The following is a 12,509-nucleotide window of genomic DNA, read 5'->3' as shown; positions in this document are numbered from 1 at the left end:
GGAATGTGCGTCCCCGCATGGTAACGAGGTGCGCTGAGGCGACGTGCCGCGGTCCGCTCCACAAGATCGAGGACTCGGGCGACATGTTCTGTATGCCCCTTATAAAGGGGAGAGTGGATGTACGTAGCGGGAGCGGGGCCTGTGACCCTTATAACGACAGATGTTCGCGGGCGTTTAATGGGGGCGCTTCCGGCCGTCCGGGCCACGTACCCTCTTTTGTTGTGCCGAACGCCAACGAAGACACTCCCACTGCCCTGAACCAGGTGCAGCAGCGCGCGGTGAGCGAGCTGCTGCGGGTGGCCCCCGTCGCCGACGACCTGGCCCGCCGTTTCCAGGAGGCCGGGTTCTCGCTCGCCCTGGTCGGCGGCTCGGTCCGCGATGCGCTGCTCGGCCGGCTCGGCAACGACCTGGACTTCACCACCGATGCCCGCCCCGAGGACGTATTGAAGATCGTGCGGCCGTGGGCGGACGCCGTATGGGAGGTCGGGATCGCCTTCGGCACGGTGGGGGCGCAGAAAGACGGTTACCAGATCGAGGTGACCACGTACCGGTCGGAGGCGTACGACCGGACCTCGCGCAAGCCCGAGGTGTCGTACGGCGACTCCATCGAGGAGGACCTCGTCCGGCGTGACTTCACGGTCAACGCGATGGCCGTGGCGCTGCCGGAGAAGGAGTTCATCGACCCGCACGGCGGGCGGGAGGACCTCGCGGCACGGGTGCTGCGCACTCCGGGCACCCCCGAGGACTCCTTCTCGGACGATCCGCTGCGGATGATGCGTGCCGCGCGCTTCGCCGCCCAGCTCGACTTCGAGGTCGCCCCCGAGGTCGTCACGGCGATGAAGGACATGGCCGGCCGCCTTGAGATCGTGTCGGCGGAGCGGGTCCGGGACGAGCTGAACAAGCTGGTCCTGTCCGCGTACCCGCGCAAGGGCCTCACGCTTCTGGTCGACACCGGTCTGGCCGACCACGTCCTGCCGGAGCTGCCTGCGCTGCGCCTGGAGCGTGACGAGCACCATCGGCACAAGGACGTCTACGAGCACACGCTGATCGTCCTGGAGCAGGCGATGGCCCTGGAGGAGGCCGGCCCCGACCTGGCCCTCCGCCTGGCCGCCCTGCTGCACGACATCGGCAAGCCGCGCACCCGCCGCTTCGAGAAGGACGGCCGGGTCTCGTTCCATCACCACGAGATGGTCGGGGCGAAGATGACCAAGAAGCGCATGACGGCGTTGAAGTACTCCAACGAGCTGGTGAAGGACGTCTCGCGTCTGGTCGAACTCCACCTGCGCTTCCATGGCTATGGCACCGGTGAGTGGACGGACTCCGCGGTCCGCCGCTATGTCCGCGACGCGGGACCGCTTCTCGACCGGCTCCACAAGCTGACCCGCTCCGACTGCACCACCCGCAACAAGCGCAAGGCCGCCGCGCTGTCCCGGGCCTACGACGGCCTGGAGGAGCGCATCGCCCAGCTCCAGGAGCAGGAGGAGCTCGACGCGATCCGCCCGGACCTCGACGGCAACCAGATCATGGAAATCCTGGGCGTCGGACCGGGCCCGACGGTGGGCAAGGCCTACAAGCACATGCTGGAGCTCCGACTGGAGCACGGTCCGATGGAGCACGACACAGCGGTGACGGCACTCAAGGAGTGGTGGGCCGAGCAGGGCTGAGCGTGAAAACGGCGGCATGTTTCACGTGAAACATGCCGCCACCGAGATACATCGAGGGGCGGTGTTTCACGTGAAACACCGCCCCTCGATGTATCTGCCTTACTTCTTGTAGTCCTTCAGGCAGAGCAGGAAGTTGCTGCCGTCACCGCTCTCGGTGTACGTGTACTGGAAGTCCTTGGCCGCGGACTCGCACTTGGTGGAGGCCGAGATCTCGGTCAAGTAGCTGCCCTTGACCTTGGCCAGCACCACGTACTGAGCCTTCGTCGACTTGCAGTCGACGACCTCGAGGTCCGGGTTGGTGTCGTTGGTGCTGCCGCGGTGCATGCAGTCGCCGACCTTGGCCGTGTTCGCGTCGTCCTGGCTGGATATGTAGCCGTAGATGGCGCCACCGAGTGCGAGCACGATGACGACGATGGTCCTGATCGTGCGGAAGCCGATCTTGCGCTTGGGCTGCGGCGGAACCGGAGCGTACGGGGCACCGGGCTGAGGCGGGTACGGAGCCTGACCCTGCTGCGGTTGGCCGCCCTGAGGCGGGTACGGAGCCTGGCCCTGTGCGAATGGGTTCTGGCCCTGGGGCGGCGGAGTAGTCACTTAGGGGTCCCCCTAGAACGTGGGTGCGCATGGCTGGAACATGGGTGCGCATGGCGCGAAGACCCACGTAAGTTAGCGGTTCCCACTGACAACCCTGTAACCCAGGGCCCGTCTGTGTCTTTGATGTGACACTTACCAGCGTTCAAAGCGGGCCATAGCCGCAGCAACCACCCCGTAGATAATGGCGACCGTGACCACCAGGACCGCGGACCGGCCGTCCGGGGGGAGCATCAGGGACGCTGCGCCGGCGGCGCCGACGAAGGCGACGTTGAACAGGACGTCGTAAACGGAGAAGATCCGGCCACGGAAGCCGTCCTCCACGCAGGACTGCACGATCGTGTCCGTGGCGATTTTCGCCCCCTGGGTGGTCAGCCCCAGAACGAAGGCCGCGATCAGCATGGGGACAGTGGCGAAGGGCAGACCGAGAGCCGGTTCCAGGACGGCGGCCGTCGCGGCGCACACGGCGATCCAACGACCGGGACCGAGCCGTCCGGCCGCCCAGGGTGTCACCAGGGCCGCCGCGAAGAAGCCGGCGCCGGACACCCCCAACGCGAGCCCCAGCAGGCGGAGTCCGCCCTCGGGGGTGGAGGAGAGGGCGTACCGGCACAGCATCAGCACCATGACCAGCAGGGCGCCGTAGCAGAACCGCATCAGCGTCATCGTGAGCAGTGCCCAGACCGCCTCCCGGCGCTGCGGCGCGGCCAGATGCCGTACGGCCGCCAGCAGTTCCCGCGCGGTGCCCACAAGCGCCGTGCCCAGATGGGGAAGTTCATGGTTCCGGTCGGGACCGAGCAGTCCGGGAGCCATGGTCAGCGAGGCGAGGGACGCGCACAGATACAGGGTGGCGCCCAGCAGGACCACCGCGGCGTCCGAGTCCGACACCACCAGCCGAACGAGGAAGGCGAGACCGCCGCCCGCGGTCGCGGCGAGCGTTCCGGCGGTCGGGGAGACGGAGTTGGCCATCACCAGGCGCTCGGTGTCGACCACGCGCGGCAGGGAGGCGGAGAGTCCGGCGAGAACGAAGCGGTTGACGGCCGTGACGCACAGCGCGGAGACATAGAACAGCCAGTCCGGCACCTGGACGACCATCAGGACGGCCGTGCCCGCCGCCAGCACGGCGCGCAACAGGTTGCCGTACACGAAGACCTGACGGCGTCGCCAGCGGTCCAGCAGGACGCCCGCGAAGGGGCCGACGAGCGAGTAAGGGAGCAGCAGCACCGCCATCGCCGAGGCGATCGAGGTGGCCGAGGTCTGTTTCTCCGGGGAGAAGACCACGTACGTGGCGAGCGCGACCTGATAGACGCCGTCGGCGCCCTGGGAGAGCAGGCGTACGGCGAGCAGGCGTCGGAAGTTCCGGAAGCGGAGCAGGACGCGCAGGTCGCGAACGACGGGCATGGGGCACAGCCTCACACATGCGGGAGGGTCCCCGGGGCTGGAAACCCGGGGACCCTCACAGCCCTGGCAGGAGCGTTCTCGGACGAGCGCCCGTCTCAGCGCTCGACGTCGCCGCGGATGAACTTCTCGACGTTCTCGCGGGCCTCGTCGTCGAAGTACTGGACCGGCGGGGACTTCATGAAGTACGAGGACGCGGAGAGGATCGGGCCGCCGATGCCGCGGTCCTTGGCGATCTTCGCGGCACGCAGGGCGTCGATGATGACACCCGCGGAGTTCGGGGAGTCCCAGACCTCGAGCTTGTACTCCAGGTTCAGCGGGACGTCACCGAAGGCACGGCCCTCGAGGCGGACGTACGCCCACTTGCGGTCGTCGAGCCAGGCGACATAGTCGGACGGGCCGATGTGGACGTTCTTCTCGCCGAGGTCCCGGTCGGGGATCTGGGAGGTGACGGCCTGCGTCTTGGAGATCTTCTTGGACTCCAGGCGCTCGCGCTCGAGCATGTTCTTGAAGTCCATGTTGCCGCCGACGTTCAGCTGCATCGTGCGGTCCAGGATGACACCCCGGTCCTCGAACAGCTTCGCCATGACGCGGTGCGTGATGGTGGCGCCGACCTGCGACTTGATGTCGTCACCGACGATCGGGACGCCCGCCTCGGTGAACTTGTCCGCCCACTCCTTGGTGCCGGCGATGAAGACCGGGAGGGCGTTGACGAAGGCGACCTTGGCGTCGATGGCGCACTGGGCGTAGAACTTCGCCGCGTCCTCGGAACCGACGGGCAGGTAGCAGACGAGGACGTCGACCTGCTTGTCCTTCAGGATCTGGACGACGTCGACCGGCTCGGCCTCGGACTCCTCGATGGTCAGGCGGTAGTACTTGCCGAGACCGTCGAGGGTGTGGCCGCGCTGGACGGTGACACCGGTGTTGGGCACGTCGCAGATCTTGATGGTGTTGTTCTCGGAGGCGCCGATGGCGTCCGCGAGGTCGAGGCCGACCTTCTTCGCGTCGACGTCGAAGGCGGCGACGAACTCCACGTCACGGACGTGGTAGTCGCCGAACTGCACGTGCATCAGGCCGGGGACCTTCGACGCCGGGTCGGCGTCCTTGTAGTACTCGACTCCCTGCACCAGCGACGCGGCGCAGTTGCCCACGCCGACGATGGCTACGCGAACCGAACCCATTCCGGTTGCTCCCTGTGTGTACGAGTGAGGCCCTGAGTGGGCTTCACGTGGCGGTGTCGCCGGGCGTATCCGTCCCGGGGGTGTCCCCGGGACGGGGCAGGCCGCCCGTCGCTCCAAATGATGTGTCCTGCTGAGCGGGCCCCCCGGACGCGGAACCCCTGAGGTCCCGTCCGGCCCGCTCGCTCTCGATGAGCTCGTTCAGCCAGCGCACTTCGCGCTCCACGGACTCCATCCCGTGGCGCTGGAGCTCAAGCGTGTAGTCGTCGAGTCGCTCCCGGGTACGGGCCAGCGAGGCGCGCATCTTCTCCAGGCGCTCCTCCAGCCGACTGCGGCGGCCCTCCAGTACGCGCATGCGCACGTCGCGTGACGTCTGCCCGAAGAAGGCGAACCGGGCGGCGAAGTGCTCGTCCTCATACGCGTCGGGGCCGGTCTGCGAGAGCAGCTCCTCGAAGTGCTCCTTACCTTCCGCCGTCAACCGATAGACGATCTTGGCGCGGCGTCCCGCGAGGGGAGCGGCCAGGGCGTCCTCGTGGGTGCTGCCCGGCTCCTCGATCAACCAGCCGCTGGCGACCAGCGTCTTGAGGCAGGGATAGAGCGTCCCGTAGCTGAACGCACGGAACACACCCAGTGACGTGTTGAGTCGTTTGCGCAGCTCGTAGCCGTGCATCGGAGACTCGCGGAGCAGGCCGAGTACGGCGAACTCGAGGATGCCGGAACGCCGGCTCATCGTCGCCTCCTCTCGTCCTTATCTCTCGCTGATGTATCGACTCGATACATCACGACGATAGAACGGCCTTCCGCATGCGACAAGAGGGGGGACGGTGAACGGGATCACATCACCGATTCGCAGGAGGCAAGTTGCCTGATTTGGGATGAACATCCGTAAAAGCAGGTTTTGGTGGTGCGTAGTCTGTGCGGCATGCACACCGCCGGGAACCAAGTGACGTCTGGGGAGCGTCCATGTCCTCGGTGCAGTACGGGTGAATGCAAAACCGACCACATCCGTACTTCGGGGGGACCGGAAACCAGCCGCCTTTTCCAGGCGCGCAAGGGTGCGCCTGCCCGAGGAGTAGTCGTTCGATGAGCGAGCACCGTCGCAAACCGCCGCCGCCGCAGGGAGGCGGACGTGCCGCGGCCCGACGCGGCCAGTCCGGCTCGTCCTCCGGCCGCCGTGCGGCACCGCGAGGCGCAACCGGGTCCCCTTCCGACTCCTATGGGTCCGGTGCCTATGGGGCCGGAGCCGAGGAGCGCCCCTACGGCAGCCGTGCCGAGGCCCGTCGGGCTGCGCAGAGAAGTACGGGAGGCCGCCGCAGAGCGGTCGACGAGGGTCCGGGTGGCCGACGTGGTGGCCCGGGCGGGCCAGGGCGTGGCAGAGGCCGCGCGGCCCCTCCCGCCAAGAAGCGGTTCATCGACTACCCGCGCTACGACAAGGACGGGTGGCACCGCTGGGTGCCTTCCTGGAAGCTCGTCACCGGGCTGTTCATCGGCTTCGTCGGCAGCCTCGTGGCCATGGTCGGCGTCGGCTACGCGATGGTCTCCATCCCCAACGAGAACGACGCGGCCAAGTCCCAGAACAACGTCTACTACTGGGCCGACGGCTCGCAGATGGTCGCCACCGGCACGGGCGCGAACCGGCAGAACGTCACGATCGACCAGATCCCCGAGGCCATGCAGTGGGCGGTGATCTCGGCCGAGAACAAGAGCTTCTACCAGGACTCGGGCGTCGACCCCATGGGTATCGCCCGCGCCCTGGCCAACATGGCCAGCGGTGGTCAGACGCAGGGTGGCTCGACGATCACCCAGCAGTTCGTCAAGAACACCTACCTGAGCCAGGACCAGACGCTGTCCCGGAAGTTCAAGGAGATGTTCATCTCCATCAAGGTGGGCACCAAGCTCACCAAGCCGCAGATCCTGCAGGGCTACCTGAACACCTCGTACTACGGCCGTGGCGCCTACGGCATCCAGGCCGCCGCTCAGACCTACTACGGCGTGGACGCGGTCAAGCTCAAGCCGAGTCAGTGCGCCTTCCTCGCGGCGCTGCTCAAGGGCCCGACGTACTACGACCCGGCCGGCAACTCGGACATCGACCCCGCGGCGGACGCCAAGTCCAACCTCAAGCGCTCCAAGGAACGCTGGGGCTGGATTCTCGGCGAGATGCACAAGGACAAGCGCATCACGGACCAGCAGTATCAGGAGGCGATCAAGGAGTACCCCACGCCTCAGGGCCGCAAGGCGACCAAGGGCATGACCGGCCAGATCAGCTACCTGGCCGACACGGCGAAGAAGTACGTCCTGGCGCACTCCCACATCTCTGAGCAGGAGTTCGACCAGGGCGGCTACCAGATCTACACGACCTTCGACAAGACCAAGGTCAATGCGCTGAGCGCGGCCGTGAAGAAGATCGAGAAGCAGCGCCTGAACCCGAAGACGCGCGAGAAGGACAAGTACGTCCAGTTCGGCGCGGCCTCGGTGGTGCCCAATGACGGCGCGATCGTCGCGCTGTACGGCGGTGCGGGCTACGAGAACAACCACTTCACCAACAACGCGGACACCTCGGGTGTCCCCGTGGGTTCGACGTGGAAGCCGTTCGTGCTCGCGGCGGCCATGCAGTACGGCACGTACAAGACGGACGGGGCCGGGGTCTCGCCGCTGAGCAAGTACAACGGCGACGACCATCTCAAGGTCAGGAACGAGGACGGCTCGTTCGTCCTGAACAAGGACAACTCGGTCTTCTACCAGAACAACGAGAGCGACCACGCCTGGGGCTACATCACCCTGCGCAAGGCGATGGAGCAGTCCATCAACACGCCGTTCGTGCAGCTCGGCTGGGACGTGGGCATGTCGCACGTGAGGGACGTGGCCAAGAAGGCCGGCATCCTGGACGCGAGCTTCGCCGGGCTCAACCCGTCCTTCGCGCTCGGTACCTCCACTCCCAGCGCGATCCGTATGGCCGACGCCTACTCGACCTTCGCGGCCTCCGGGACGCACACGGACCCGTACTCGGTCACCAAGGTCAAGAAGGACGGGAAGGAGCTCGGCTTCACGAAGCCGAAGCGCACGACGGCGATCCCCGAGGACGTGGCGAACAATGTCACGGACACCCTCGAGAACGTGATCCAGAACGGTACGGGTCAGAACGCCAAGGCCCTGGGCCGTACGGCGGCAGGCAAGACCGGTACCACCGACAGCAACAAGTCGGCCTGGTTCGTCGGCTACACCCAGCAGCTGTCGACGTCGGTCGCCATGTTCCGCGAGAACCCGAAGGACCACGAGCTGCTCTCCATGAACGGCACGGCCGGTGTCGCGTCCATCCACGGTGGTGACATCCCCACGTCGGTGTGGACCGAGTACATGAAGGCCGCGCTGAAGGGGAAGTCCGACCCCGGTTTCCCGGAGGCCGTCAAGATCGGTGAGATCGCGGACGAGGTGGGCGCTCCCTCCCCGACCCCGTCGGCCACCATCACCCCGAGCGAGACCCCGAGCGAAACCCCGAGTGAGACGCCCAGCGAGACGGCCACCTTGCCGTCTCCCTCCGCCACCGAGACCTGCAGGTTCAAGTTCAACTGCGGCAACACCAATGGCGGGACCACCAGTGGCACAGACGGTGGGGTGACCTCATCGCCGACTCCCACGGATACGTCGAGTACCGGCAGTACCAGAGGCAACGGCAACGGAGGATTCTTCGGAGGATCGACAGGTTAGTCGGTGCACCGACCGGTTGGTGATCATTTTGCCCGCCGTGGGTGTTTCACGTGAAACACGGGCCGCCGTACCTCACGAGGTACGGCGGCCTTCGGCGTACTCCTACACACGTACGGCAGGATGTGCCCCATGCCCAGTGCAGAAACGACGCCCACGAGCGTGCACGAGCCCGATCTGGTGCGGCCGACCAGGGAGGACGAGATCGCCGCGGCCGGCAGTGAGCTGATCGGCGGCCCCATCGGGCGGTACGCCCTGCTCGGAACGACCTGGTGGACCCCGGTGCGGGTCGTGGTGCTGGTGGCGATCGGCGTGTTCGCCCTCGGCCTGGTCCAGAAGGCGCCCTGTTACGACGGCGCCTGGTTCTTCGGCGCCAGTTCGCAGTACACGCATGCCTGCTACTCGGACATCCCGCACCTCTACCAGGGGCGCGGCTTCGCCGACGGGCTCGTGCCGTACTTCGACAAGCTCCAGGGCGACATGGAGTACCTCGAGTACCCGGTCCTGACCGGTGTGTTCATGGAGGTGGCCGCCTGGCTCACCCCCGGCAGCGGCAGCCTCCAGCACCAGGAGCAGGTGTACTGGTTCGTCAACGCCGGGATGCTGATGGTGTGCGCCGCCGTCATCGCCGTCTGTGTGAGCCGTACACACGCGCGGCGCCCCTGGGACGGCCTGCTGGTCGCCCTGGCGCCTGCCTTCGCGCTCACCGCCACCATCAACTGGGACCTGCTGGCGGTCGCTCTGACGGCCGCGGCGATGCTGATGTGGGCGCGGGGCCGCTCCTTCGCGTTCGGCGTCCTGCTGGGGCTCGCCACGGCCGCCAAGCTCTATCCCGTCCTGCTGCTCGGCGCGCTGCTCGTGCTGTGCTGGCGCGCGGGCAAGTGGCGGGACTTCGGCAAGGCCCTGGGCGGTGCGACGGTCGCCTGGCTGGCCGTGAACCTTCCGGTGATGGCGTTCGCCTTCGAGGGCTGGTCGAAGTTCTACACGTTCAGCCAGGAGCGGGGTGTGGACTTCGGCTCCTTCTGGCTGATCTGGGCCCAGAACTCGACCAGCCCGCCCAGCACCGACACGGTCAACACGCTCGCCACCCTGCTGATGCTGCTGTGCTGCGCGGGAATCGCGGTGCTCACCTTCACCGCTCCGCGCCGCCCGCGCTTCGCCCAGCTCGCCTTCCTGATCGTGGCGGCCTTCATCCTGACCAACAAGGTCTACTCGCCGCAGTACGTGCTGTGGCTGGTGCCGCTGGCCGCACTGGCCCGGCCGAAGTGGCGGGACTTCCTGATCTGGCAGGCGTGCGAGGTGGCGTACTTCCTCGGGATCTGGATGTACCTGGCGTACACGACCAGCGGAGACGCCCACAAGGGACTGCCGACCCACGGATACCAGTGGGCGATCGCGGTGCACCTGCTGGGCACGCTGTACCTGTGCGCCGTGGTCGTACGGGACATCCTCATGCCGGAGCGGGACGTGGTGCGCCGCTCCGGTGACGACGACCCCTCGGGCGGTGTGCTCGACGGCGCGGCGGACGTCTTCGTGCTCGGCCCGGCGGCCCATCCCCCGCGGCACGCCGCCCATTTCGACGCTCCTCAGGTGGAGTGGGGCAGCCCGGAAACGGAACCCCCGACAAGCCGTTCGCTCTGAGCGAACAGGTCCCGGACGCTCGCATCACACGGCGCGGCGGGCACGGAAAAGGCCGTACACGGAACTCCCGTGTACGGCCTTTCGGCTGTTCGTGGGCCGCTCAGTGGTCCACGAGCCGGTCGAACTGCGTGGTGGTGTGCCGCAGATGGGCCACCAGTTCCTCACCGACCTTCGGCTCGGGCGCGTCCGCCGGCACGAACAGGATCGACACCTGCATGTGCGGCGGCTCGGCGAACCAGCGCTGCTTGCCGCCCCAGACGAACGGAGAAAGGTTCCGGTTCACGGTCGCCAGGCCGGCCCGTGCGACGCCCTTGGCGCGCGGCATGACGCCGTGCAGCGCCTTCGGGGCCTCCAGGCCCACCCCGTGCGACGTACCGCCCGCCACGACCACCAGGTAGCCGTCGGAGGCCACCTTCTGCTGTCGGTAGCCGAACCGGTCCCCCTTGGCGACGCGCGTGACGTCCAGGACCGCACCGCGGTACTCGGTGGCCTCGTGGTCCCCCAGCCACAGCCGCGTGCCGATCCGGGCGCGGAAGCGGGTCTGCGGGAACTGCTGCTGGAGCCGGGCGAGTTCGTCGGCCTTGAGGTGGCTGACGAACATCGTGTGCAGCGGCAGCCGGGCCGCGCGCAGCCGGTCCATCCAGCCGATGACCTCCTCGACGGCGTCCGAGCCGTCGGTGCGGTCCAGCGGCAGATGGATGGCGAAGCCCTCCAGCCGGACGTTCTCGATGGCGGAGTGCAGCTGTGGCAGCTCCTGCTCGCTGATGCCGTGCCGCTTCATCGAGGACATCACCTCGATGACCACACGGGCGCCCACGAGGCCGTACACGCCGTCGATGGACGACACCGAGCGGATGACCCGGTCGGGCAGCGGCACGGGCTCCTCGCCCCGCCGGTACGGCGTCAGCACCAGTAGGTCACCGCCGAACCAGTCCTTTATGCGCGCGGCCTCGTACGTCGTGCCGACGGCGAGGATGTCCGAGCCCAGGCGCGTGGCCTCCTCGGCCAGGCGTTCGTGCCCGAAGCCGTAGCCGTTGCCCTTGCAGACCGGGACGAGCCCCGGGAACTGCTCCTGCACGTGCTTGTGGTGCGCACGCCAGCGCGCGGTGTCGACGTAGAGCGTGAGCGCCATGGCCGGACCTGGAACCTTTCTCGTGGCTGTGGTGTGTCAGAGGTATGGAAGCACCGAACGGGACATCAGCGACGCGACATGTAGATGTCGAGAGCCTTGTGGAGCAGCTTGTTCAGCGGGAAGTCCCATTCGCCGAGGTACTCGGCGGCCTGCCCGCCGGTGCCCACCTTGAACTGGATCAGGCCGAAGAGGTGGTCGGTCTCGTCCAGCGAGTCGGAGATGCCGCGCAGGTCGTAGACCGTCGCGCCGAGCGCGTAGGCGTCGCGCAGCATCCGCCACTGCATCGCGTTCGAGGGCCGGACCTCACGGCCGATGTTGTCGGAAGCGCCGTAGGAGTACCAGACGTGCCCACCGACGATCAGCATGGTCGCCGCGGAGAGGTTCACGCCGTTGTGGCGGGCGAAGTACAGCCGCATGCGGTTGGGGTCCTCGCTGTTGAGGGCCGTCCACATGCGCTGGAAGTACGACAGCGGGCGGGGCCGGAAGTGGTCGCGCACGGCTGTGATCTCGTACAGCCGCTGCCACTCCTCGAGGTCCTGGTAGCCACCCTGGACGACCTCGACGCCGGCCTTCTCGGCCTTCTTGATGTTGCGGCGCCACAGCTGGTTGAAGTTCTTGTGGACCTCTTCCAGGGAGCGGTTGGCCAGCGGCACCTGGTAGACGTAACGCGGCTGGACGTCACCGAAGCCGGCCCCGCCGTCCTCACCCTGCTGCCAGCCCATACGGCGCAGCTTGTCGGCCACCTCGAAGGCGCGCGGCTCGATGAAGTCGGCCTCGATGTCGCGCAGGCGCTTCACGTCCGGGTCCTGGATGCCCTGCTTGATGGAGTTGGCCTCCCAGCGCCGGATGATCACCGGCGGGCCCATCTTCACGGAGAAGGCACCCTGCTGCTTGAGGTGGGCCAGCATCGGCTGGATCCAGTCGTCCAGATTCGGCGCGAACCAGTTGATGACCGGGCCCTCGGGAAGGTAGGCGAGGTAGCGCTTGATCTTGGGCAGCTGGCGGTAGAGGACCAGGCCCGCGCCGACCATCTCGCCGGTGCGGTCGTCGAACCAGCCGAGGTTCTCGGACCGCCACTCCGCCTTGACATCGGCCCAGGCCGGGACCTGCATGTGGCTCGCCGCCGGCAGGCTCTGGATGTATGCCAGATGCTGTTCGCGGCTGATGGTCCTCAGGGTCAGGCTCATGTCGGGGCGCTCCTCGGGCTGG

General features: G+C 67.4%; 9 protein-coding genes. 3 read left to right on the top strand and 6 right to left on the bottom strand.

Translation table 11 applies throughout. The annotated features are described in order from the left end of the window. The first annotated feature begins 221 nt into the window (after positions 1-221). Positions 222-1,664: a CCA tRNA nucleotidyltransferase gene (locus ACZ4EG_RS18045; protein ID WP_467791236.1), complete on the top strand. Its 1,443-nt coding sequence runs from the start codon at positions 222-224 to the stop codon at positions 1,662-1,664. Positions 1,665-1,763: 99 nt separating this feature from the next. Here ACZ4EG_RS18045 and ACZ4EG_RS18040 read toward each other — a convergent pair whose 3' ends face one another. The 4 genes from ACZ4EG_RS18040 to ACZ4EG_RS18025 all read right to left on the bottom strand — a co-directional run bounded on the left by ACZ4EG_RS18040 (position 1,764) and on the right by ACZ4EG_RS18025 (position 5,555). Beyond that, positions 1,764-2,066 carry an LppU/SCO3897 family protein gene (locus ACZ4EG_RS18040; RefSeq protein WP_467791235.1) on the bottom strand — a complete coding sequence of 101 codons (303 nt, stop codon included), beginning with the start codon at positions 2,064-2,066 and terminating at the stop codon, positions 1,764-1,766. A 321-nt stretch (positions 2,067-2,387) separates the two neighbouring features. Next, positions 2,388-3,650, bottom strand: a complete 1,263-nt coding sequence (locus ACZ4EG_RS18035; protein WP_467791234.1) for an MFS transporter — start codon at positions 3,648-3,650, stop codon at positions 2,388-2,390. A gap of 95 nt (positions 3,651-3,745) precedes the next feature. Next, on the bottom strand, positions 3,746-4,828 hold the full coding sequence (locus ACZ4EG_RS18030) for an inositol-3-phosphate synthase (protein WP_390708355.1): 1,083 nt from the start codon (positions 4,826-4,828) through the stop codon (positions 3,746-3,748). 43 nt (positions 4,829-4,871) lie between these two features. Next, positions 4,872-5,555, bottom strand: a complete 684-nt coding sequence (locus tag ACZ4EG_RS18025) for a PadR family transcriptional regulator (RefSeq protein WP_453546902.1) — start codon at positions 5,553-5,555, stop codon at positions 4,872-4,874. A 722-nt stretch (positions 5,556-6,277) separates the two neighbouring features. Here ACZ4EG_RS18025 and ACZ4EG_RS18020 point away from each other — a divergent pair. Further along, the gene (locus ACZ4EG_RS18020; protein WP_467791233.1) at positions 6,278-8,530 is read left to right on the top strand and encodes a transglycosylase domain-containing protein; all 2,253 of its coding nucleotides are present in this window, start codon (positions 6,278-6,280) and stop codon (positions 8,528-8,530) included. A gap of 129 nt (positions 8,531-8,659) precedes the next feature. Then, positions 8,660-10,168, top strand: coding sequence for a glycosyltransferase family 87 protein (locus ACZ4EG_RS18015; RefSeq protein WP_467791232.1), 1,509 nt, complete (start codon positions 8,660-8,662; stop codon positions 10,166-10,168). A 100-nt stretch (positions 10,169-10,268) separates the two neighbouring features. Here the strand turns inward: ACZ4EG_RS18015 and ACZ4EG_RS18010 are convergent, their stop codons facing one another. Next, on the bottom strand, positions 10,269-11,300 hold the full coding sequence (locus tag ACZ4EG_RS18010; RefSeq protein WP_453546896.1) for an alanine racemase: 1,032 nt from the start codon (positions 11,298-11,300) through the stop codon (positions 10,269-10,271). A gap of 65 nt (positions 11,301-11,365) precedes the next feature. After that, on the bottom strand, positions 11,366-12,487 hold the full coding sequence (femX, locus tag ACZ4EG_RS18005) for a peptidoglycan bridge formation glycyltransferase FemX (RefSeq protein WP_363296121.1): 1,122 nt from the start codon (positions 12,485-12,487) through the stop codon (positions 11,366-11,368). Positions 12,488-12,509 lie beyond the last annotated feature (22 nt).

Source organism: Streptomyces sp. NPDC025638 (genome assembly GCF_055558775.1).
Note: the sequence above shows the minus strand (reverse complement) of the source record. Positions and strands in the feature narration are given on the sequence as shown.

Excerpts from the sequence above, each read along its gene's own strand:
- ACZ4EG_RS18010 (WP_453546896.1), bottom strand. The coding sequence starts at position 11,300 with ATGGCGCTCACGCTCTACGTCGACACCGCGCGCTGGCGTGCGCACCAC.
- ACZ4EG_RS18025 (WP_453546902.1), bottom strand. The coding sequence starts at position 5,555 with ATGAGCCGGCGTTCCGGCATCCTCGAGTTCGCCGTACTCGGCCTGCTC.
- ACZ4EG_RS18030 (WP_390708355.1), bottom strand. The coding sequence starts at position 4,828 with ATGGGTTCGGTTCGCGTAGCCATCGTCGGCGTGGGCAACTGCGCCGCG.
- ACZ4EG_RS18015 (WP_467791232.1), top strand. The coding sequence starts at position 8,660 with ATGCCCAGTGCAGAAACGACGCCCACGAGCGTGCACGAGCCCGATCTG.
- ACZ4EG_RS18035 (WP_467791234.1), bottom strand. The coding sequence starts at position 3,650 with ATGCCCGTCGTTCGCGACCTGCGCGTCCTGCTCCGCTTCCGGAACTTC.
- femX (WP_363296121.1), bottom strand. The coding sequence starts at position 12,487 with ATGAGCCTGACCCTGAGGACCATCAGCCGCGAACAGCATCTGGCATAC.